This is a genomic window from Alkalibacterium pelagium, from assembly GCF_900109325.1.
Taxonomy (GTDB): Bacteria; Bacillota; Bacilli; order Lactobacillales; family Carnobacteriaceae_A; genus Alkalibacterium; species Alkalibacterium pelagium.
On the sequence record NZ_FNZU01000004.1, the window covers coordinates 38,904 to 62,627 of the forward strand.

Consider the following 23,724-nt stretch of genomic DNA (forward strand, 5'->3'; position numbering starts at 1 on the left):
TGTGACATAAATGTGGGGATCAGTCTAATCGTTATTTCTTATATAAAGAAGCAATTACTCAGAAATGCTTGACAAATGGTCAAATGTTTTCTAAAATAACATAGTCTGTCTAGATATTAATGCAGTCACTAACTTTATGCTTATTGATAAGTCAGAGGACAAAGGAAAGATTCAGGAGGTGTTTCTCAATGGCACAAGGACTAACATACCAACCCAAAAAACGTAAGCGTCAAAAAGTACATGGATTCCGTAAACGTATGAGTACAAAAAACGGACGTAGAGTATTAAAAAACAGACGTCGTAAGGGAAGAAAAAGAATTTCAGCTTAATGACGACAGGCGACGGGAGCTTCTTACTGATAGCTATAGTGAGAGCACGTTGCCTTTTTTTTATTTAATCAATGCTTAGCTTAGAAAGATGGGACAGGAATGAAGAAAGCTTATCGAGTAAAAAAGGAAGCAGATTTTCAGAAGGTCTTTCATCAGGGTGAATCCATGGCGAACAGGCAGTTTGTTGTTTACTCTTTAAACAAAGAAAACCAGTCTCATTTTCGTGTAGGACTTTCCGTAGGGAAAAAACTTGGAAATGCGGTCAAAAGAAATGAGATCAAAAGAAAAATCAGGCATGTGCTTATTGAAATGGATCATGATGAACTGATCAGACCAGATGTCGACTTTGTAGTGATCGCAAGACAGCCGACCAGGCAGATGACATTTAATGAAATGAAAAAAAGCCTGCTGCATGTTATGAAGAAAGCGGGTTTACTTGTTTAGTACCGTGCAGTGATGGTGACGTGTGTCGACTTCTAAAATAGAGTCAAATAAAAGATTTAAGTTAATAGTAGAAGAAGAGAGGGAAAATGATTGAATTTTTTGAGAAAACGTAAGCGATTGCTCCTGGCAGTCAGCATGCTTGCTTTAGTTGTATTTTTATCTGCTTGTGGAACGGATCCAGTTTCTGCAGAGAGTACGGGGATCTGGGAAGGTGTCATTATTTATAACTTCGCCCGTGCCATTATCTGGGTATCGAATCTCTTCGGTGAGAATTATGGAGTAGGGATCATTATTGTCACGGTCATCATTCGTGCAATGCTGATACCGTTCACGCATTTTCAGCAAAAAAATATGCAGCAGATGAACGATATTAGTCCTCAAATGGAAGAACTGAAAGAAAAGTATTCTGCACGAGATGCAGAGACTCAGGAAAAATTTAAAGAAGAGCAGCAGCGCCTTTATAGCGAAGCAGGAGTAAACCCGTACATGGGATGTCTGCCGATGCTGATTCAGATGCCGGTATTTATTGCTCTTTACCAGGCAGTTAACCGTACGCCTATCCTGGCTACAGGCGACTTCTTATGGGTCAACTTGGGTGAACCCGATCCGTATTTCATCTTACCTATACTGGCAGGGGTATTTACGCTTGGACATTCAGTATTGATGAGTATGGGACGTGTGACTGAAGGAAACAAAGTGATGACTTACGTTATGCCGTTGTTTATCGTCTTTATTACCTTCCGTCTATCAAGTGCTCTGGCGCTTTACTTCACTGTATCTAATGGTTTTTCGATGCTTCAGACACTATTATTCCAAAATCCGTTTAAAATAAGAAAAGAGCGCGCGGACAAGGAAGCTCAGGAAAGAGAAGCTGAACGTCAGAGAAAACGTGCAATTAAAAGAGCTCAAAAGTACGGGCGCAATGTGAAAAAATAAAAATCTTCTGACTTATTGTTTCGAATTTGTTAAAATAAAGGAGAAACAGAGATTGTGAATGGAGGCTAGCGTTTATGAAAGATAAATACACAGCACAAGCGTCAACCACTGAAGAAGCGATTGAAAAAGGACTTAAAGCATTAGGCATCAAGCGAGATAATGCGGATATTACTATTTCACAGGAATCAAAAAAGGGCTTCTTAGGTATTGGACAGAAAGATGCAGTGGTCGTTGTCAAAAGAAAAAATGCAAAGAATCCGGTGGAAGATCTCGTCTCTAAAGAAATCCTGCTTGGGGAAAAAGAGCCATCTACGATCGAGCCAGAAATTAAAGAAGCAGCTGAACCAGATGATAAAGTCAGTTCAGTAGAAGAGCCGACTGATCAGGTCGAAGAAGGTGTTGAAGAAACTGATACGACTCATCCAGCACGTGCAGATGAAGAAGAAAAAGTAGAAGACACACCGGAAAAACCTGAGCCGGAAGAAAAGAAAATCATCGAACTGAATGAAACAGACGAAGCAGCTATTCAAAGCGTAGCTGATTACATTAAACGTATCGCAGATAAAATGGGTGTCGAAGATGTATCTGTTACCATCAACAGAACAGATCGTCGCGTCCAGTACATCATTGATACAGAAGATGCCGGTCTGATCATCGGGCGACACGGAAAAGTGCTCAACAGCTTACAGACACTTGCGCAGATTCAGCTTCATCAGGAAGCGGACAATAAGTTGTTTGCTAAAGTCGATGCTGAGAACTATCGTGACCGTCGTCAGAAAACTGTCGAACAGCTGGCTTACCGTACAGCTGAAAAAGTCAAGAAGACAAACCGTCCAGTCATTCTGGAGCCTATGCCGGCACATGAGAGAAAACAGATCCACCGTTACCTCAACCAGCATAAAGGTGTACAGACGCATTCAGAAGGGAAAGAGCCGCACCGTTACTTAGTGGTCGAACCTTCAAAGGATAATCAGTTCAAAATTTAATAGACAAAACAAACGAGCCTGCGGTCCCAAACGCAGGCTCGTTCTTCACTATGTCGTAAGTAAGAGCACTAGAGTCAGGGGAAAAGTCTCTGACTTCAGCCAAGGTAAAATAGAAAACAGGAATCTGGTAATGAGTCTGGTCGGCGCGGGAAATAAATGATTGAAATAATTAAATCCTTGCATGGGGTATAAAAATTAGAATAAGAGGCGAGAAGCACGTCTATCCATTCTGAAAAAAGGCGCTAAGTGCTGTGAGAGTCATGTATACTTAGAGGATTTTATTAATAGGAAAACAGATAGGCAGATGTAAAAACAGTCGGTGTTAGGGTATGAAAAAAGGGTAGACAAAAGTAGTAGGAAATCAAAGATGAAAAGAAATAGATACATACGAAGAAAACAGTGGGATAAGAAAAGACTGTATTGGGTAGATTGAAATTGATGGGTGAAAAGAATAAAATGATGAAGGCAAGATCTATCGAATCAGAAATGGTTGTGAGACCAACACGTTAGAGTGCTGATATACGGTGAGATTTGAGTGATAAGGATGAGGTTATGTTGAAATCTTACTGTAAGTATAGGGGAATGTTGTCCGAATTGCAACTGGCAAACTTACGCTTTCAATAAAAAGACAGATTTATTATATAAATATAGTAGAATACCAACTGAAGCAGCAGGAGGAAAAAAGAATGAATATGACTGAAGTGATCGAGCTGGTCAATACGAATAGAGGAACAGGCCAGAAAGAAAATCTTAATAGAATGCGTCTGTTGATGAATAAACTGGGGGACCCACAAGACAGACTGCGGGTCGTTCATATTGCCGGCACAAATGGAAAAGGATCAGTTAGCGCCTTTTTGTCATCGATACTCAGTCAGGCGGGGATCAAGGCAGGCGTTTATACCTCTCCGCATCTGGAATCTATAAATGAACGCATAAAAGTTTCGGGGCAGATGATTACTGACGAAGAATTCATTGAAGCGACCGAAACTGTGGCTCCTTTCGTTGCTCAAGTGGAAGAAGAAACGGGCGAACGTCTTTATTCATTTGAAATTCTGACTGCGGTAGCTCTGCTGCATTTTGCCGTCAGCAGGTGTGATCTTGTCATTCTGGAAACCGGAATCGGAGGAAGACTGGATGCAACAAACGTGGTGAATACATCAGAGGCTTCTATTATCACATCGATTGGGTATGATCATATGAAAGTTCTGGGAGACACAATCGAACAGATTACAGCAGAAAAATCCGGGATCATTAAAGAGAACGGTTTAGTCATCTTCCCGGAAATGTCTGAAGAAGTGGATGCAGTCATCAGCAGGAAAGCAGAGAATGTACAGGCTGACATGATCAGAGTCACTCCGAATCATATATCTTCTGTCAGTATGACCGATACGTACAGCTCGTTCTCGTATAAAGAGATGGACGGACTTATAATCCATCTACTAGGGAGACACCAGATCACAAATGCGGCATTGGCTGTCGAAGCCGCTCAGGTACTTGAACAGAGAGGTTTTGTAATTACATCCGATCATATAAGAAAAGGGCTGGAGCTGGCTGCCTGGCCCGGACGTATGGAAAAAATCAGCGAGCATCCGACTATTCTGATCGACGGCGCTCATAATCCAGAGGGAGTAGCGGCATTAAGAGAGAATATCAGCTACCTTTTTCCTGATGAACAACTAATTTTTGTGGTGGGTATGATGAAAGACAAGGCTTATGAGGATATGATCGAACAGATACTGCCATTTTCTGAAAAAATCCTGACCGTTTCCCCGGATCCTTACAGAGGATTTGATGCAGAAGGTACAGCTGACTGGCTGGATGCTCAAGGACAGGAGTCTCAAGCTTTTAAATCTGTAGATGAGCTGATTGTTGAATTGAAAAGTCAGTCCTACCTCAACCGCAAAGTGATTGTGTTCGGCTCTCTTTATCTGATAGGAGATATGAGACGGCTTTGGAAAAAGTGAAAGTAAAAAATGAATGTATGAAGAGGAGAAACAGGCCAAATGACGGGTCTGTTTTTTTATTAAGTATTGAAAACGGGTAAGGGCTTTTATTATTAGAGGAGAATGGTTCAGTGGTAAAATAACTATAAGGATTGAATGAGCTTGAAATTAGAGAAAGGAGAGGGATGTGAAAATATAAAAAAAGTAAAATGAAACGCTTGCATTTTTTATTTCAGTAAAGTATAGTAAAAATGCAAACAACTTGTATATACAAGTTAAGACAAAGGAGGAAATAAAAGTGGCAGATTTTAAGCAAGATGCACAAGAGCTGCTGGATGCGATAGGCGGTAAAGAAAACGTCAATGCAGTCACGCACTGTGCTACACGAATGCGATTTGTCCTGGATGATCCCTCAGAAGCAGATAAGGATAGAATTGAAGATATCCCGTCTGTTAAAGGAACTTTCACGCAGGCAGGTCAGTTCCAGGTTATTATCGGGAACAGAGTAGCAGATTTTTACAACGAGTTCTCAGCCATTTCAGGTCTTGAGGGTGTGTCGAAAGATGACGTGAAGAGCGCAGGTAAGAAAAACATGAACAGCCTGCAGCGTTTAATGGCAGCTCTGGCAGAAATTTTCACCCCATTAATTCCAGCAATTATTATCGGTGGTTTGATCTTAGGTTTCAGAAACGTATTGGAAGCAGTAGAATTCGGATTTTTAGGTGGACAGACAATTGTCGAAACATCTCAATTCTGGAGCGGAGTCAATGCCTTCCTCTGGCTGCCGGGTGAAGCGATTTTCCACTTCCTGCCGGTCGGTATCACATGGAGTGTCACTCGTAAAATGGGAACCACACAAATTCTGGGTATCGTCCTCGGGATCACGTTAGTATCACCACAGCTGCTGAATGCTTATGGTGTTGAAGAAATTTTAGCAGGTGATGTCAACCAGTGGAACTTCGGTTTCTTCCAGCTGGATATGATCGGCTATCAGGCTCAAGTTATTCCTGCCATGATGGCAGGGTTCCTGCTTGTCTATCTTGAAAAATGGTTGAGAAAGTTCATACCTGAAGCCATCTCAATGATTTTTGTTCCATTATTCGCTTTAATACCAACAGTATTTATCGCTCATGCAGTTATCGGACCGATTGGATGGCAGTTGGGCATCTGGCTATCTCAGGTCGTTCAATGGGGACTGACAGGTACATTCAACTGGGTCTTCGGATTTATCTTTGGTGGATTGTATGCACCGCTAGTAATTACTGGACTGCACCACATGACCAATGCGATCGATCTTCAGTTGGTTGCAGATTTCGATCAGACCATTTTATGGCCAATGATTGCACTATCAAATATTGCACAAGGTTCTGCAGTATTAGGTATAATCTGGCTGCACCGCGGGAATGAGAAAGAACAGCAGATCTCTATCCCAGCGATGATATCGGCTTATCTTGGTGTAACAGAACCGGCTCTGTTCGGTATCAACATCAAATATGTTTATCCATTTGTTGCAGGAATGATCGGTTCTGCCTTCGCTGGTATGACTTCCGTTGCACTAAATGTGGCGTCATTCAACATCGGTGTTGGTGGACTACCAGGAATTCTTTCAATCATTCCTGATTACTGGCTAGGATTCCTGCTGGCTATGGCAATTGCAATTGTTGTTCCTATCGTCCTGGTTATTGTATTTGAGAAAAACAATATCCTGACTAAATGGGAAAATGATCACCTGCCAGTTCCAAAACTGGGTAACTAAGAGGCGTATCAATTGTTTGGCTTCACATAATTGAATAAACTTAAAGTGTCATTACTCTATGGAGGAAGGGTATTTCCTGAGATTCTTTGATTCTGGTCGATAAAACTGGAAAAAGAACATCTGACGGAATGCCCTTTTTCCTATGTTAAGAATTAAATCAGAAAGGACGAAAGATATGAGTACATTTCATGATAAAGTCATTTACCAGGCGTACCCTAAATCGTTTAAAGATACCAGCAGCAACGGCATAGGAGACCTGAACGGAATAAAGGAGAAACTGCCTTATTTAGCGGATCTGGGCATAGACATGCTCTGGCTGAACCCGTTCTATAAATCTCCTCAAAACGACAATGGATACGACGTGGCCGATTATACTTCCATAGACCCAATATTCGGGACATGGGACGACTTCGATGGATTGATTTCGGAAGCTAAATCGTACGGCATCGACCTGATGCTCGATATGGTATTGAACCATACGTCAACTGAGCATGAGTGGTTCCAGAAAGCGTTAGCTGGAGACAAGAAATATCAGGATTATTATATTTTAAGAGAACTGCAGGAAGACGGCAGCCTGCCGACGAACTGGGAGTCCAAGTTTGGAGGGAAAGCCTGGTCCAAATTTGGTGATACAGACAAGTACTACCTTCACCTGTACGATGTGACCCAAGCTGACCTGAACTGGCGTAACCCTGAAGTCAGAGAAGAACTGTATAAAGTCGTCAACTTCTGGCTGGAAAAAGGGGTCAAAGGCTTCCGCTTCGATGTCATTAATGTAATCGGAAAAGATGAAATTCTTGAAGATGCTGAAGACGGTGTCGGCAAGTCCCATTACACAGATACACCGATCGTTCATGATTATATACAGGAGCTGAACAAGGAGACATTCGGCAAGTATGAGGATATTGTGACGGTTGGAGAAATGAGTTCGACCACTGTAGAAAACGGTGTGAAATATTCAAATCCTGAGCGTAATGAATTGTCCATGATCTTCAGTTTCCACCATCTGAAAGTCGATTATAAAGACGGTGAGAAATGGTCAATAATGCCTTTTGACTTTATTGAACTGAAAAAGATCCTGCATGAATGGCAGGAAGGCATGGTTGAAGGAGGAGGCTGGAATGCACTGTTTTGGAACAACCATGACCAGCCGCGTGCCAACAGTCGTTTTGGGGATGTAGAGAATTATCCAGTTGAAACCAGTACAATGCTGGCACAGACTGTTCATCTGCTTCGAGGGACACCGTATATCTATCAGGGTGAAGAGATCGGCATGACCAATCCTAACTACGAGGACTTGGACGAGTATGTCGATATCGAAACGCACAATGCATACAAGAAGATGCAGGAAGACGGGATTTCTCATGATGAAGCCATGGCCATCATCAAAGAAAAATCACGTGACAATTCCAGAACACCGATGCAGTGGAACGATTCAAAAAACGCTGGCTTTTCGGACGCTGAACCATGGCTGAAGGTGGCTGACAATTATAAAGATATCAATACAGAAAACACTGATGTCAGTCAGGCGATCCGTGACTACTACAAAAAGTTGATCCGTCTGCGTAAGGACATGCCGATCATTTCGGAAGGGTCTTATGACGTACTGGAGCTGGAACACCCAAGTATTTTTGCTTACGTTCGTGAATACGAAGGCGAGAAGCTGCTGGTGCTGAACCACTTTTACGCAGAAGACGACAAGATCACTATCCCGGATGAGCTGCTGAATTTGGATGCTTCGTACCTAATAGGAAACTGCAGTGAGAGAAAGCTGGATAAAGAGTTTAAACTGGGGCCATACGAAACGGCTGCTTTTCTTCTTAAATAAAAGTAATTCCTTTAACTGAAAAAAGCGGAAGCCTTCTATTCATCAAAGAAGACTTCCGCTTTTTTTATTATCAGGAAAACTGTAAAGCTGATGACCTGTTGAATATGGACTATATTTGAAGGATAAAGTGTAGTATAGTTGCTCTAAATAGACTAATCAGTCGTAAGCAACAGGCCCGCGTCTTCTGGCAAACTCGACGAATCTGAAGCGGTCCAGTCGGTGACGTGATTCAGTATACTGGAACAATGTAGCGTCTTCCAGATGGACTTCACTACGGGTAACGACAACATGCGTATCATTATGAAGCGTCATCAGTTCACGGTCTTCCTGGGTGGCCGGCTCAGCGATGAATTCTTTTCGAGCAAAACCGATGACGAGACCTAATTTGTTTTCAATGTAGTGATAAAGTGAATGACGGGCTTCGTCATCCGGAATCGATTCGATGATTGACGTGAACAAGTAATCCTTATCTAAAATGACGACTTCTCCATCGACTTTTCTGGCACGTATGACACAATGCACTTCAGTGTCATGAGAAACCTTCAGAAAATCTGCAATGTGCTCCGGAATAGTCATCTTCTTATTTTCAACGAGAATCGTTTCGCTGGACATGTTCTGTGCATCCTGAAGTTCTTTGTAACTGGTCAGGCCGGATATCGGAAAATCGAAGCGTTTGACATCGAGCACGATCGATCCCTTGCCCTGTTTCTTTTGTATGTAACCACTTTCAAGCAAGAGGCTAAGGGCTTTTCTAATTGTTTCACGCGAAACATTGTACTTTTTTGACAACTGGTTTTCGCTCGGTAGAAGTTCACCAGGTTTGTACTGCTGGTTTAATATATCGGATTCGATATCTAGAAATATATCCTGAAATCTGCTCATATTTTCCATTCCTTTTACTATAATCATTCGGTACAGACCCTTTAAGTTTAAAAGAAAATGAACAGTAACTCAACAGTTATAAGATTAGAAGACTATTCATAATTTTTAGCTAAATTTTGAAGAATTTTTAAAAGGAGCAGCATATGAAAACACACATAAAACAAGGATTGAAGCAACTGGGAGCCATACTGGTCTACATCGTCGTGCTAGGCGGAGTGGGATTTATCGGTTACCGGATTGGGATGGAAAGCACGCCTTTGACTGATGAAGGAAATCTCGATGTGGGACGTCTGCTTATACGGATCGGAATTGTAATGGTAATTGCCGGAGGGCTGGTCTATGGACACGTCATTATCCATGAATTGGGTCACCTGCTTGCCGGGAAACTATCGGGGTACACATTCATGCTTTTTAGAATCGGTCGGTTTGGGTTGATAAAGGAAGACGGTCAGTTCAAGACCATTTCATTTACGATGAGTGGCACGATGGGTCAGTGTCTGATGCATCCGCCTGAGAATAATGACAGACGGCCTTACCGGCTCTACTTGCTTGGTGGGGTATTGGCAAATGGAATAACCGCGCTGATTGCGGGTGCTTTTTATTTAATATACCCGTCTGAGTATATTATGATTTTTATTGTTATCGGTGTGATGTCTGCAACTATGAACGGCATTCCATTAAGCTTCAATGATGGAAAAATACTGAGGAAACTAGGCAGGAGTTCAGTGGCTCAGGATCAGTTCTTTCAGCAGCTGAAATGGAATGGCGAGTTTGTCCGTCATAACAAGACATACTCTGAGGTAGCCGAGGATCAGATGACGTTCAATCCTAATGAACCGGTAACGGAGCAGTTCAATGTCTATAATAAGCTGATTGAAATCAATGCCAGCCTTGAGCAGAAAAATTTCAAGCGAGCTGAAAGTAACCTGAGTGATTTGTATGACCAGAGAAGTGAAATCATTCCGCCTTACCGCATCGAGATCCTGCGAGAGTATGTGTACTGCCTGCTGATTGAAGATTCAGGTACGCCGGAGCTTATTGAGCGAATTCTTTCTGATAAGCTTTTGAAGAGTCACTTGAAAATGAAACAGGCAGATGTCTGTCGTGTAAACTGTGTGATTGCTTATTTTGTAGACAATGACCGGACTAAAGCAAAGCGGTGGTATGATCTGGCAAGGGAACATCTGGACAAACTGCCTACATATGCGGATAAACGAGTAAATACTAACCTTCTGGATCATATTGAAACAGTTATGGCATTTGGAACACATAATAATTGAGGAACGATAAAACTGAACGTTCCTGCAAGGGATAAAAAGATAAAAAAGGAAACGAACCTTCTGCGACATTGTCTTGTAGAAGGTCGTTTCCTTTTTATTGATAAAATGCGTGCAACTAGTCTGTTTCTGGAAAAAGATACTGAAGTTATCTAATTGCCAGGACTTGCCCACACGAATGAGGTTAGGATTGGACAGATTATTAACTGATGCCAGATGAGCGACAGTGGTATTGTATCTGCGAGCGATGGAATAGAGGGTATCGCCGGATCTGACAGTATAGGTCTGGCTACCGAATGCTGGAAGATTCATCAGTTGAGAGCGGGTCACAAAACGGTATCCTTGAGATTTCAGACGGGTAATGATCGTTGGCAGTGCAGCTGGAGTACCGGAATCGCCGGCGCCTGTATGCATCAGGATAATAGCGCCTTGTGTAATACGTGATATGACGCGGTTTCCGATATCATGGCCTTGATTGACGATGTTGCGGATGGATTGAGGATGATTATTCATACCGGTTCCTGTCAGGAAGAAGGTGGCTTTGACATTGTGGTTGGATAGAGTCTGTAAAATCCGATTGATATTTGTCCCATCAGATCCATCATCAAAAGTCAGCGCAACGACTTTCTCTGTGGTGGATCCTCTGGTCACTGTCTGAGCTGGAGCGGCTGATACTGGAACAGCAAAGGTCAAACTGATGATTACCCCTAAAAACAGACAAACGACTTTTGCGATTAGTGATCGCATGCTTTTTGTGCTCATTTCACTCACGTCTTTCCTCATGCACAAAAGACGTTTAAGTGTTAGAAGCGAACAGCAGGCACATGAGAGCAGGACCTTATTTTTCACCTTTATTATAAATCTAAACCATAGAAAAAGTACCAGTCAGCACTCAAAAAACAGTTAAAAATCAGGGGATTTAAACGAAAAAAATGACGGATATTCCGCCATTTTCAGATGCTTATTCACTTTAAATAGTCTTAGTGTAGCAGATGATCCGGTTGGCTTCCTTGAAACCGATTTTCTCATGGAAGGTTGCACTGGTAGTGTTGTGGAGCGCCACGTCACTGGCAAATTCGGTTGCGTTCATAAAACGGGACCAGTCTTCACAGACCTCAACCAGCTTTCTGGCAATACCTCTTTTTCTGTAAGTCTCCTTGACATATATGCCTTCAAGATAACCTACTGGAGTGGTTCTCGTCCCTTCTACGTAGTCGAATCTCAGCTGGACTTGTGCAAAGCCTACAACCTGGTCATCAGTTTCACAGACAAACAGCTCAGCCGTACTATCCTCCTGATACCTCGTCATTTCCCGCTGAAGTTCGTCGTAATCTTCGCTGGGCCACAGCAGCAAAGCGAGTTGAGTAATGTTTTCAATATGTATGTCTCTGGCTTTGACAATTTTATGCATAAGTATTCCTCCCGCTCAACTGTAATGAAAGAAATGAATGATTGTAGAAATAGTGTACCACAATTTGTGGTCAAACGCTTTCAAATAAAGCCTTAATCCAGTACGAATTACAGAAAGTCTCAAAATATATACTTAAGTAAGCATAAAGCTTAAAGTTAGGAGGCGCATCTTAAATTCATTTCTTTATGTTATACTGATTCAAAAATGACTGATGAGGAGGATAAAAATGAGAGTAGTCATTATAGGCGCATCTTTTGCTGGGGTAGCTGCTGCTTTTGAAGTTCGTCACATTCATCCGGATGCAGAAATTTTGTTGCTTGAAAAGCAGGATACCCTGGGATACATACCAAGCGGTCTTCATTTATATTGGGATAAGAAAATTAGTGACTTGGATGAGGCCCGTTTCGTTACAGAAGGCCAGCTGGATAAGCATGGAATCGTGTATCATCTAAATGCTACTGTACAGAAGGTCAACACGACTCAAAAAATAATCACTTATGACCAGCACGATTTATCAGACCAGCTGTCTTATGACAAACTGATCATAGCGGCGGGATCGAGACAGTTATCTGAGAAAATTACCGGCAGTGCCCAGGAGAGTGTACTAAAATACAAGCGTTACGATGAGGCTCAGGCGGCTTTGATTAAAGTTGAGGAAAGTGAGCATATTACGATTATCGGTGGAGGACAAGTTGGGGTGGAGGCTGCAGATCTACTGACCACAATGGAGAAACAAGTGACTCTGGTAGAAAGTATGGATTATGTTCTATTCAAGTATCTGGACGAGGATATGATCAAGCCGATCGAGAAGAATATGACTGAAAAGGGCGTTGATCTGAGAATGAGACAGACGGTCTCTTCCGTAGAGATGGAATCAGACCAGAAAGTGACTGTCTGCCTTGGCGAAGGATCTGTCACCAGTGATGCGGTTATCATGGGAGTGAATGTCAGACCGCATCTGCCTTTTTTGGATGAGACCATCAAGCAGCATACCGATCAGACAATTGCTGTCGACCGCTATTTAAGAACATCAGTCGAAGATGTCTTTGCCGTGGGTGACTGCATTCAATTGTCAGGACCTGGAGAAGACAGAGTCTATGTTCCATTGATCAATAATGCTGTTCGGACAGGTATTGTGGCAGCAGCCAATCTGATTGAGCCATCCCGAACTTTTAAAGGTTCGCTGCGTACGATTGGTACCCGTGTCTTCGGCAAGTATATAGCCAGCACAGGTATGACCGAAGCCGAGAGTTTGTTTACTGACCGGACTGTTGAGTCTCACAGGCAGGAGGTGCGTCTGACCAGTCTGGCTGATTCTGATACCGTGACTCTGAAATATGTATATGATGCCAAAACACATGAGCTGCTGGGCGCTCAAATGATATCAGATGCCAATATACTTGAAAAAATAAATGTGCTGGCGCTGGCTATTCAGTCGAAGCAGACCTTAGAAGATCTGCAGCAGACCGATTACTTCTTTAATCCAGCTTATTCTCAGATGACTGCCACCACAAACCTGATAGCCTGGATGGATGAGAGGGCGGACGAAGATGAAAATTGAACACTTTCTTGAGAAAAACGAAGTAAGAGAAATCACCATCTTCAATCAGCTCGTGCTGAATGGCGGTACGTTGTCTTATGGAAAGATGCTGAATCATTTGGGGGTATCGAAAGCGTCTCTTGAAAACGACTTGTCATCCATTGCTGTTAGAATTGAAGGTTTTGATCAGAAGGTCCAGCTTCAGTATGACGGACAGACGATTGGACTCAGCATGAGTGATGATCTGTCGCTCCAGCAGATTTACCGACTCTATCTGGATCAGTCTATCAAGCTTCAAATTATTACTTTTCTTTTCAAGCATCAGGAGTTCTCGATTACACAGTTGACCCAGAAACTGGCAATCAGCGAGAGTTCATTGTTCCGTAAAATTAAAGAACTGAACAGCCATCTTAAAGAGTTCGGCATTAAAATACGTAACGGACAGATGCAAGGTGAAGAGCTTCAGATCCGGTATTTTTATTTTCAGTTCTATTGCTATATAGAAAATAAAGTGACTTTTCTTGCTGAACATCCTAATGACCGGCTGACTCAGATGATCGACGCAATGGAAAAGTTCCTAAATGTAACGATTACTCCTGAAAACAGAGAGCGTCTGACAATCTGGCTGATCATCAGCAATGCACGTGTATCAATCATCGACAAGCAGGCCAAACGTTTGAGAACACAGATGAAGGCGTACAGAAAAGACCCCTTTTTCCATAAAATCCAAGTCTTTGTGCTGCGTTATTTCAGTCGGTATTCTATTGAAGTAGATGAAGTTGAGTCCATGATTCATTTTGCTTTTCTACTGGCATTTCCTGTTCTCACAGAACCGGATTTCCACGAATACAGATTGCTTCGGGACCGCCATGCACCTATCGCTTCAATGGACACACTAATAGCGGAAACGATCATCAATCATTTTAAGTACCGCAGATTACCTTATATGCTTGAACGGGACATGTCCTACCATCTCACTCATATCCATACCCGACTATACTTTTTTCAAGGTGATATTGAAATCTACGAATATGAAGGAATTATTGCGAAGGAAAAGCAGATCGTTGGAACGAATGTTGTGTCGTTTGCACGCACACTTCTGAAAACTAGTACCAAAACCCTCGCAGATAAGACGGGCGAAAATAACAGTCTTTTGAAGATGGAGCTGCTGAAGTACATCAGTCTTCTCGTTCTCATCACCTTTAAAATGGCCAGTGTCATACAGGTGGGAATTGATCTGAAAATGGACGGCTTGTATAAAGAGACTCTTGGAGAGCTGCTCATACTTAAATTAAAGCCGATCAAAGGGGTCCGGGTAGAGCACTATGACCCTACAAAAATCTATGATCTCGTACTGACCAATGAAGAACCGAAAGACCAGGCGAATTATGATGATGCCAGGATATATATACTTTCAGAAATTCTTTCTTCATTTGACATGGTGAATATACAAAGAATCATTCAGGAGCTGAATAAATAAAGTAAGTGGCAGCATCGTGCTGTCGCTTGTTTTTTTATTGAAGAGGATAGTATAAGTCTAATAGACCGAGGAGGGGGTTAATGTTCTGAGGTTTCTACAATATGAGTATTGTGTAGCAGTAGTTTTATTCACTTAGAATGAGCTCACCTTCTGTTAGGACAGTTATAATGATATTTCATCACAACTACATATAATTTGGCGATTCATTGAATAAACTGAAACTAGATGATACTAAATTATTTTCTTATCGAAGCTGAGCGGAACGTGAAGGTATTATTATGCTTTGTGGTAATAAGGTTTAGTAGGCTTCAGTTACTATGCTCCAGGCGAAAAACTTTCAAAAAATTCGAAAATTCAAAAAAAGCTGACATTTTTAACGAAAGAAAAACGGTTACAATAAAAACGTAAAGAAAACGGTTGCTAAAAACCGGTGATAAAACAGGAGGAATAAACCCATGTCAGATAATCAGTATATTATGTCCATAGATCAAGGAACAACGAGTTCACGAGCAATTATTTATGATAAACAGTTAAACACGATCGGAAGCTCTCAAAAAGAGTTTACTCAAATTTTTCCTGAAAGCGGTTGGGTAGAACATAATCCTAATGAAATCTGGAATTCAGTCCAGTCTGTCATTGCCGGCGCATTTATTGAATCCGGTGTCAAACCTCAGGAAATCGCAGGAATCGGGATTACTAACCAGCGTGAAACAACAATCGTCTGGGACAAAGAGACAGGACAGCCGATTTATAACGCTGTTGTCTGGCAGTCTCGTCAGTCAGCGCCTATCGCTGCAAAACTTTACGAGGCTGGTCATTCAGAAATGATTCACGAAAAAACGGGTCTGATCATTGACTCTTACTTCTCAGCAACGAAGATCCGCTGGATTCTTGACCATGTGGAAGGAGCTCAGGAACGAGCTGAAAATGGCGAATTACTGTTTGGAACAGTCGACACTTGGCTGGTATGGAAGCTGACCGGTGGAGAATCGTTCGTGACAGATTACTCAAATGCCAGCCGGACGATGCTGTATAACATTCACAAACTGGAATGGGATCAGGAAATCCTGGACTTATTGAATATTCCACGTGCCATGATGCCGGAAGTCAGATCAAACTCGGAGATTTACGGAAACACAGCGAATTATCACTTTTATGGCTCAAACACACCTATTTCGGGCATGGCAGGAGACCAGCAGGCAGCATTATTCGGTCAGATGGCCTTTGAGCCGGGTATGGTCAAAAACACATATGGCACAGGTTCATTCATTGTCATGAACACAGGTGAAGAACCACAGTTGTCAGAAAATAATCTGCTGACAACGATAGGGTACGGGATCAATGGCAAGATCTATTATGCTCTGGAAGGAAGTATCTTCGTAGCTGGTTCATCTGTTCAGTGGCTGCGTGACGGACTGAAAATGATCGAGAATTCGTCAGATTCGGAAGCATTAGCTAAGAAATCTAAAAATGACAACGAAGTATTTGTCGTTCCAGCCTTTACTGGTCTGGGCGCACCCTATTGGGATTCAGATGCTCGAGGATCTGTCTTCGGCTTGACACGAGGGACGACTAAAGAAGATTTCGTAAAAGCGACGCTTCAGTCTATTGCTTATCAGGCCCGTGATGTTATTGACACGATGAATAAAGACGCGGGAATCGACATTCCACTACTTAAAGTGGACGGTGGGGCAGCGAATAATGACTGGCTGCTGCAGTTCCAGGCAGATATCCTTGGAACTAAAGTGCAGCGGGCGCACAATCTGGAAACGACCGCACTTGGAGCCGCTTATCTTGCGGGTCTGGCTGTCGGCTACTGGGAAAGCATGGACGAAATCAAGAGCATGTATGAAGAAGGTGGCACGTTCGAACCGCAGATGCCTGAAGAAGAACGTCAGAAGCTGTACAAGAACTGGAAACTGGCAGTTAAAGCGACACAAGTCTTCAAACCGGAAGAGTAAGACTAGCATAGGAGGAAAATAGTATGGTTTTCTCTCTTGAAAGAAGAAAACAGGATATAAACGTATTAAAAGAAGAAACATTGGATGTACTGATCATTGGTGGCGGGATCACGGGTGCTGGGGCTGCTCTGCAGGCCAGTGCTTCGGGTCTGAAAACAGGCCTGGTTGAGATGCAGGATTTTGCAGAAGGGACGTCTTCGCGCTCAACTAAACTCGTTCACGGCGGTCTGCGTTACTTGAAGAACTTTGATGTGGAAGTCGTAGCTGACACGGTTCAGGAACGGGCCGTGGTGCAGGGCATCGCTCCTCATATTCCAAAAGCGGACCCGATGATCTTACCCGTTTATGATGAGCCGGATTCAACGTTTTCCATGTTCTCTCTTAAAGTTGCGATGGATCTGTATGACCAGCTGGCTGGTGTAACAGGAACTGATTATGCGAACTATACACTGACAAAAGAAGAAGTTCTGGAACGCGAACCGCAGCTGAACAGTGAAGGTCTTTTAGGTGCCGGGGTCTATCTGGATTACCGGAACAATGATGCTCGTCTAGTAATAGAGAATATCAAGCGGGCAGCTGAAGACGGCGGACACATGGTCAGTCGCATGAAAGTGGTTGGAATCTTACATGATGACAACGGCCGAGCTTCTGGAGCAGAAGTAGAAGACTTACTGACAGGGGAAACGATCAGAATCAATGCCCGTGTTGTCATGAATACGACCGGCCCATGGTCGGACACGATTCGTCAGATGGACGACAAGATCGATACGGCACCTCAGATGCGTCCGACAAAAGGGGTTCATCTGGTCGTAGACAATAAGAAACTGTTCGTTCCCCAGCCGACGTATTTCGATACAGGAAAACAGGACGGCAGAATGGTCTTCGTGATTCCTCGCGAAGAAAAAACGTATTTCGGGACGACTGATACTGACTATAAAGGCGACCTTTCAAATCCTACTGTGGAGCAGGAAGACGTGGATTACCTGCTGGATATCATCAATACAAGGTACCCGTCAGCAGATATTACGTTGAACGATATCGAGTCCAGCTGGGCCGGCTTGCGTCCATTGATCGCGACAAATGGCGGGTCTGACTATAATGGGCAGAGTAATCAGCTCATTACGGACGAAAGTTTTGATGATGTACTGTCCATCGTGGAGCAGTATCAGCAGGGACATGCTGAACGCTATGAAGTGGCGGATGTACTGAAAAATATCAAAACAGCCAATGCGGAATCAGACACGAATCCTTCCACCCTTTCACGCGGCAGCTCGCTTGAAATAGATGAAGATGGACTGATCACCGTAGCCGGCGGGAAAATAACTGATTACCGTAAAATGGCTCTTGGAGCAGTTAAAGCAACAATTGGTGTGCTGGAAAGAGACTTCGATCTGACTTACGAGCTGATTGATTCGGCTCATTATCCAGTTTCCGGTGGAGACATCGATCCAGCTAAAGTCGACGAGGAGACGGAAGCTCTGGCTCAGTCTGGTGTAGAAAAAGGACTGACTGAATCTGAAGCAAGATATTTGGCTAATCTGTATGGGTCAAACACTCCGGCTGTCTACGATCTACTTGAAGAAGTGGAGCAGGTAGAGGGACTGACTCTCGCAGATACGCTCAGTCTGCATTACGCCATGCGTGAAGAAATGGCCTTGACCCCGAGCGATTTCCTGATCCGTCGAACAAATCACATGCTGTTCATGCGTGACACCTTGGATAGCATAATCGAACCCGTCATTTCTGAGATGGCTCGCTATAATGACTGGTCAGATGAAGCAAGACAACAGTACACGGCAGAGCTTGAAAAAGCAGTTGCTGAGTCTGATTTGAAACCATTAAAGGGAGACGTGGATTAAATGACAGGACAAACATTAACACTTTTCAGTGAATTTTTAGGAACAATGTTTCTGATTTTATTAGGTAATGGTGTAGTAGCCGCAGTCAATTTGAATAAAAGTAAAGCCGAAGGCGCCGGATGGGTTGCCGTTACACTGGGCTGGGGAGCTGCGGTAACACTAGGTGTCTACATTGCAGGTTTCATGGGTCCAGCTCATTTGAATCCTGCCGTGACACTTGGATTTGCAATAACTGGAGACTTGGCATGGGGAATGGTTATTCCATTCATTCTGGCTCAAGTAGCTGGAGCAATCCTGGGATCAGTACTGGTCTGGCTGACATATCTGGCTCACTATAAAGAAACTACGGATGAAGATGCCATTCTAAGCACATTTGCAACAGGAGCAGCAATTAGAGACAACACAGCTAACGTCTTATCTGAGGCCATTGGCACATTTGTTCTGGTATTCGCTTTACTGGCTTTTGGACAGAATGTCTTTACAGAAGGACTGAACCCACTAGTCGTTGGGGTGCTGATCCTGTCAATTGGACTATCTTTAGGTGGATCGACCGGATATGCGATCAACCCGGCACGTGATCTGGGCCCTAGAATCGCTCACCAGATTCTCCCACTGGCAAACAAGGGAGATTCTAAGTGGGAATATGCCTGGGTGCCAATTGTTGCACCAATGCTCGGCGCAGTAGCAGCGGCATTGCTGTATCTGGTCATCGTATAATCTGAGACACTGAATAAATGCTACACGCCTGACGGGACAGCGATCGAGTTGTCGATGTCAGGCGTTTTATTTCTGTTTAAGGAGAGAATGAGATCAGAGCATGTATTGACTAGGTGCTATGTAAAAAAAACGTCACAAATACTAATAAAAAATAAGTAGAAAAGTTGACAAATGGCGTCATACCTTATATGATTTAACATGTCGAAACAATTAAAAGAACGAATCAAGGTTAAGCAGTGAAAGTGCTTTTCCGCCCAGGGCAGCAGTCTATGCTGAATTGGAGTGGATCAGGCGCTTTTTTTTGTGAATAAAGAGTGGGAAGGATAGATAGTATGGCTATAGAATTTGATACGATTGCGGCAATTTCTACCCCACCTGGAGAAGGCGGGATCGGGATCGTCCGAATCAGTGGAGATGAAGCACTGGAGGTTGCAGACAGGATCTATCAGCTTGGCAGCAAGAATCTGAAGGAACAGGCGTCGCATACGATTCATTACGGCCGAGTCGTCAATCCTAAAACAGCTGAACCAATTGATGAAGTCATGGTGTCGATCATGCGGGCACCCAAGACCTATACAAGAGAAGATGTTGTTGAAATAAATACGCATGGGGGTATCGTCTCCGTCAATAAGGTACTGGAAACCGTATTGAGCAATGGAGCGCGACTGGCAGAGCCGGGAGAATTCACTAAACGGGCCTTCTTGAATGGCCGAATTGACTTGTCTCAGGCGGAGGCCGTTATGGATGTCATCCGTGCCAAGACTGACAAGGCTATGCATATGGCCGTCACTCAGCTGGACGGAAACTTGTCCCGACTGATCAGAAACTTGAGGCAGGAAATTCTTAATACATTAGCTCAGGTGGAGGTCAATATCGACTACCCTGAATACGATGATGTAGAAGAAATGACTTCCAAGCTGCTGGTCGAGAAAGCAGCACAGGTCAAAGCGCAGGTTGAATCTCTACTGGAAACAGCGAGTCAGGGAAAGATATTGAGAGAAGGATTGGCTACCGCGATCATCGGGCGACCTAACGTCGGTAAATCAAGTCTGTTGAATGTCTTGCTCAAAGAAGAGAAGGCGATCGTAACTGAAATCGCCGGAACGACACGAGACGTCATAGAAGAATATGTCAGTGTCAAAGGGGTGCCACTACGCTTGATTGATACAGCCGGTATTCGCGAAACAGAAGATATTGTTGAGCGCATCGGTGTGGAGCGAAGCCGTAAAGCATTGAGCGATGCGGATCTCGTTTTGCTGGTGTTCAACCAGAGCGAACCACTGACGCCAGAAGACAAGCTGCTGCTTGAAGCCACTGAAGGGCACCACCGAATTATTATTTTAAATAAAATGGATCTTGAGAATAAGCTGGATCTGAATGAACTGAAAACGCTGGTCGATCCGTCCAGTATCGTCTACACGTCCATAGTGACGCAGGCAGGACTGACCGAGCTGGAAGGCAAGATAGCGGATCTCTTCTTTGCCGGAAACACCGGTGAGAAGGATGCAACATATGTATCGAATATTCGCCATATTGCTCTCTTGAATGATACGATCGAAGCATTTGATGATGTTATAGAAGGTATTGAAACCGGGATGCCGGTCGATCTGGTACAAATCGATATGACGCGTGCCTGGGATCTGCTCGGTGAGATCACTGGAGACAGCGTACAGGACGAGCTGATCACTCAGCTTTTCAGCCAGTTCTGTTTAGGGAAATAACGATCAACTAAATTGAATATGGAATAAAAGACTGATAAATAGAAAGGAATCATGCGATGCAAACTTATGAAGCGGGACATTACGATGTCGTTGTTGTTGGAGCTGGACATGCAGGATCTGAAGCTGCGCTGGCCTCTGCTCGAATGGGCGCCAGAACTCTACTGATCACCATCAACCTGGATATGATTGCCCATATGCCTTGTAACCCATCAATCGGTGGACCGGCAAAAGGAATCGTAGTAAGAGAAATCGATGCCCTCGGTGGCGAAATGGGACGCAACACGGATAAGACCTATATTCAAATGCGTATGCTCAATACTGCAAAAGGTCCAGCCGTCCGAGCACTGAGAGCCCAATCCGATAAATATCTGTACTCTAACGAAATGAAGAAAACCATCGAACGGACACCTAACCTTGACTTGAAGCAAGGAATCGTCGATGAACTGATTGTCGAAGATGATGTGATCAAAGGTGTGAAGACCAATGCTGGAGCGATTTATCGTTCGGATGCCGTGGTACTCACTGCCGGAACGTCTTCACGTGGGGAAATCATTATTGGTGAACTGAAATACTCATCAGGTCCGAACAACACACAGCCTTCCGTCAAGCTATCTGAAAATCTGCTTGAGCTTGGCTTTGAACTGGACCGTTTTAAAACCGGTACGCCACCGCGTGTCCACAAGTCATCGATCGACTATACTGTAACGGAAGAACAGCCCGGAGATGCTGAGCCGAACCATTTCAGCTTTGAAACACCTGACGAAGATTACCTTGACGAACAGGTCTCGTGCTGGCTGACTTACACCAGTACCGTGTCTCACGACATTATTCGAGAAAATCTCCACCGCGCACCAATGTTCACTGGTATCGTTGAAGGAGTAGGCGCCCGTTACTGCCCGTCTATTGAAGACAAAGTTGTCCGTTTCAGTGACAAACCGCGCCATCAGCTTTTCCTGGAACCGGAAGGCGCAAACACGGATGAAATTTACGTTCAAGGTCTGTCCTCTTCTCTTCCAGAAGATGTGCAGCTGGCCGTGCTGCGTTCCGTCGAAGGGCTAGAGAATGCTCAGATGATGCGTACCGGTTATGCCATTGAGTACGATGTCGTCAAACCGTATCAATTGCGTCCATCTCTTGAAACTAAACGCATCAGCGGCCTGTTTACTGCCGGTCAGATGAATGGGACATCCGGATACGAAGAAGCTGGCGGACAAGGTCTGATTGCCGGCATCAATGCAGCTCGTCTGATCAAAGGTGAAGAAGCCTACGTGCCTAAGCGTAATGAAGCTTATATCGGGGTTATGATCGATGATCTGGTCACTAAAGGAACCAATGAGCCGTATCGTCTGTTGACTTCACGTGCGGAATACCGTCTGCTTTTACGTCATGACAACGCTGATTTCCGACTGTCTGAAAAAGGCTTCGAACTCGGGCTGCTGACCAAAGAACGCTACGATGCCTTCATGCTGAAGAAAGAACAAACTGAAAATGAACTCGCTCGCCTGAAAACTATACGTGTAAAACCGAGCGAAGTGGCAGACTACCTTGAAGAAAAAGGTGAACCACAGCTCAAAGACGGCATGCTGGTCTACGACTTCCTGAAACGTCCTTATGTTAAATATGATGACATTCTCAGCTTTGCTCCGACTGAAGAGGCACTGCCGAAACACGTCAAAGAACAAGTTGAAATTTTCATCAAGTACGAAGGCTATATCAATAAAGCGATCAGAAAAGCGGATAAAGTCAAGCGAATGGAAAACAAGCGTATTCCAGAAGGCATTGACTACACAGCGATCAATGGCCTCGCCACTGAAGCTAAAGAAAAGCTGACGAAAATTCAACCTGAAACGATTGCCCAAGCCAGTCGTATCAGTGGTGTGAATCCTTCAGACATCTCTATTCTGATGGTCTACGTCGAACAAGGGGACATCCAGAAGGTCAACGCCTCATAATAAAATAATAAAAAAACACATTCTCCGGACATGATTCGTCAAACGAATTAGACTTGTTCGGGAGAGTGTGTTTTTTGAATGCATCTTTTTTTGTGCTGGCTAATTTATTTGTGAGGATAAAACGGTCAGATATGCCAATTGTCGTATTGGCAGCGTGAGGTTTGATATTAATTAGCTTCCTTCCAGTTAAACCAAGTAGTTTTGTCATTTATATCTATCTCTATTTGATTTATCTCAAATGAACTCTCATCTATCCATTCAATAGTGGTACTATCCATTTCTGATAGAGGATAATACCAGAAAACAGTCGTATCTTCAAAAGACCCCTCATTGGAGTTTGCCGCCACTCTTAAAGATGGACGAACGGTTGCTCCGCCATCATCGATAGTAAAAACACGGGCTTTAATGTTGCTGTTGAAGGGATTAACAACTTCTCGAATTAATGTTCCTCTCCCATCTAAATTAGATAGATTAGTATCAAAAAAGGCTTTGTACACGCCGTAACTAAGCAAGATCAAGACAGCAATCGACACAAGTGCTATTTTCTTTTTCATAATAAATATATACTCCTTCATCATACAAATAGCATGGTATTATTTATTTTTTTTGATTAGTCAAAGATCTATTGAAAAATACCGAAAAGCCCAATAAGAACAGAAAAAAAATGAATTGATTATGACAGTGTAAATACGAAACGGCTTT

General features: G+C 43.4%; 18 protein-coding genes and 1 pseudogene. 15 read left to right on the plus strand and 4 right to left on the minus strand.

What is annotated here, in order from left to right; translation table 11 throughout:
- Positions 1-188 precede the first annotated feature (188 nt).
- The 7 genes from rpmH (at position 189) to treC (ending at position 8,222) form a co-directional block, all read left to right on the plus strand.
- A complete protein-coding gene (gene rpmH / locus BMX79_RS04320) occupies positions 189-329 on the plus strand; it encodes a 50S ribosomal protein L34 (protein WP_034298896.1) in 141 nt (46 codons plus the stop codon).
- 99 nt (positions 330-428) lie between these two features.
- The gene (gene rnpA, locus BMX79_RS04325) at positions 429-773 is read left to right on the plus strand and encodes a ribonuclease P protein component (RefSeq protein ID WP_091479552.1); all 345 of its coding nucleotides are present in this window, start codon (positions 429-431) and stop codon (positions 771-773) included.
- 135 nt (positions 774-908) lie between these two features.
- Entirely contained in the window at positions 909-1,709 is an 801-nt protein-coding gene (locus BMX79_RS04330) for a YidC/Oxa1 family membrane protein insertase (protein WP_371862059.1), read from the plus strand.
- Between the two features lie 74 nt (positions 1,710-1,783).
- Entirely contained in the window at positions 1,784-2,695 is a 912-nt protein-coding gene (gene jag, locus BMX79_RS04335; protein ID WP_091479554.1) for an RNA-binding cell elongation regulator Jag/EloR, read from the plus strand.
- A 686-nt stretch (positions 2,696-3,381) separates the two neighbouring features.
- Positions 3,382-4,659, plus strand: a complete 1,278-nt coding sequence (locus BMX79_RS04340) for a bifunctional folylpolyglutamate synthase/dihydrofolate synthase (RefSeq protein ID WP_091479556.1) — start codon at positions 3,382-3,384, stop codon at positions 4,657-4,659.
- 277 nt (positions 4,660-4,936) lie between these two features.
- Positions 4,937-6,394, plus strand: a complete 1,458-nt coding sequence (gene treP / locus BMX79_RS04345; RefSeq protein WP_091479558.1) for a PTS system trehalose-specific EIIBC component — start codon at positions 4,937-4,939, stop codon at positions 6,392-6,394.
- A 175-nt stretch (positions 6,395-6,569) separates the two neighbouring features.
- Entirely contained in the window at positions 6,570-8,222 is a 1,653-nt protein-coding gene (gene treC, locus BMX79_RS04350) for an alpha,alpha-phosphotrehalase (RefSeq protein ID WP_091479561.1), read from the plus strand.
- Between the two features lie 156 nt (positions 8,223-8,378).
- Here treC and treR read toward each other — a convergent pair whose 3' ends face one another.
- On the minus strand, positions 8,379-9,104 hold the full coding sequence (treR, locus tag BMX79_RS04355; RefSeq protein ID WP_091479563.1) for a trehalose operon repressor: 726 nt from the start codon (positions 9,102-9,104) through the stop codon (positions 8,379-8,381).
- Positions 9,105-9,247: 143 nt separating this feature from the next.
- On the opposite strand from treR, the gene BMX79_RS12670 reads away from it, so the two are divergent.
- Positions 9,248-10,384: a M50 family metallopeptidase gene (locus BMX79_RS12670; protein ID WP_246117628.1), complete on the plus strand. Its 1,137-nt coding sequence runs from the start codon at positions 9,248-9,250 to the stop codon at positions 10,382-10,384.
- Positions 10,385-10,843: 459 nt separating this feature from the next.
- Here the strand turns inward: BMX79_RS12670 and BMX79_RS12845 are convergent.
- Positions 10,844-11,164: pseudogene (locus BMX79_RS12845) on the minus strand (polysaccharide deacetylase family protein); the annotation flags it as partial.
- 187 nt (positions 11,165-11,351) lie between these two features.
- Positions 11,352-11,792, minus strand: coding sequence for an aminoglycoside 6'-N-acetyltransferase (aac(6'), locus tag BMX79_RS04365; RefSeq protein WP_091479565.1), 441 nt, complete (start codon positions 11,790-11,792; stop codon positions 11,352-11,354).
- A gap of 226 nt (positions 11,793-12,018) precedes the next feature.
- On the opposite strand from aac(6'), the gene BMX79_RS04370 reads away from it, so the two are divergent.
- The 7 genes from BMX79_RS04370 to mnmG all read left to right on the plus strand — a co-directional run bounded on the left by BMX79_RS04370 (position 12,019) and on the right by mnmG (position 23,022).
- Positions 12,019-13,353, plus strand: coding sequence for an FAD-dependent oxidoreductase (locus BMX79_RS04370; protein WP_091479567.1), 1,335 nt, complete (start codon positions 12,019-12,021; stop codon positions 13,351-13,353).
- Complete coding sequence (locus BMX79_RS04375) at positions 13,343-14,812, plus strand: AcpB/EbpR/MafR family transcriptional regulator (protein WP_091479569.1); 1,470 nt, start codon at positions 13,343-13,345, stop codon at positions 14,810-14,812. Before BMX79_RS04370 ends, BMX79_RS04375 begins: the two co-directional genes overlap by 11 nt.
- 455 nt (positions 14,813-15,267) lie before the next feature.
- A complete protein-coding gene (glpK, locus tag BMX79_RS04380; RefSeq protein ID WP_091479572.1) occupies positions 15,268-16,773 on the plus strand; it encodes a glycerol kinase GlpK in 1,506 nt (501 codons plus the stop codon).
- A gap of 23 nt (positions 16,774-16,796) precedes the next feature.
- The gene (gene glpO / locus BMX79_RS04385) at positions 16,797-18,632 is read left to right on the plus strand and encodes a type 1 glycerol-3-phosphate oxidase (RefSeq protein WP_091479574.1); all 1,836 of its coding nucleotides are present in this window, start codon (positions 16,797-16,799) and stop codon (positions 18,630-18,632) included.
- On the plus strand, positions 18,633-19,349 hold the full coding sequence (locus BMX79_RS04390; RefSeq protein WP_091479576.1) for an MIP/aquaporin family protein: 717 nt from the start codon (positions 18,633-18,635) through the stop codon (positions 19,347-19,349).
- Positions 19,350-19,681: 332 nt separating this feature from the next.
- Positions 19,682-21,070 carry a tRNA uridine-5-carboxymethylaminomethyl(34) synthesis GTPase MnmE gene (gene mnmE, locus BMX79_RS04395; RefSeq protein WP_091479579.1) on the plus strand — a complete coding sequence of 463 codons (1,389 nt, stop codon included), beginning with the start codon at positions 19,682-19,684 and terminating at the stop codon, positions 21,068-21,070.
- A gap of 56 nt (positions 21,071-21,126) precedes the next feature.
- Positions 21,127-23,022, plus strand: coding sequence for a tRNA uridine-5-carboxymethylaminomethyl(34) synthesis enzyme MnmG (mnmG, locus tag BMX79_RS04400; protein WP_091479582.1), 1,896 nt, complete (start codon positions 21,127-21,129; stop codon positions 23,020-23,022).
- Between the two features lie 167 nt (positions 23,023-23,189).
- Here mnmG and BMX79_RS04405 read toward each other — a convergent pair whose 3' ends face one another.
- Positions 23,190-23,576, minus strand: a complete 387-nt coding sequence (locus BMX79_RS04405; protein WP_091479583.1) for a DUF5412 family protein — start codon at positions 23,574-23,576, stop codon at positions 23,190-23,192.
- Positions 23,577-23,724 lie beyond the last annotated feature (148 nt).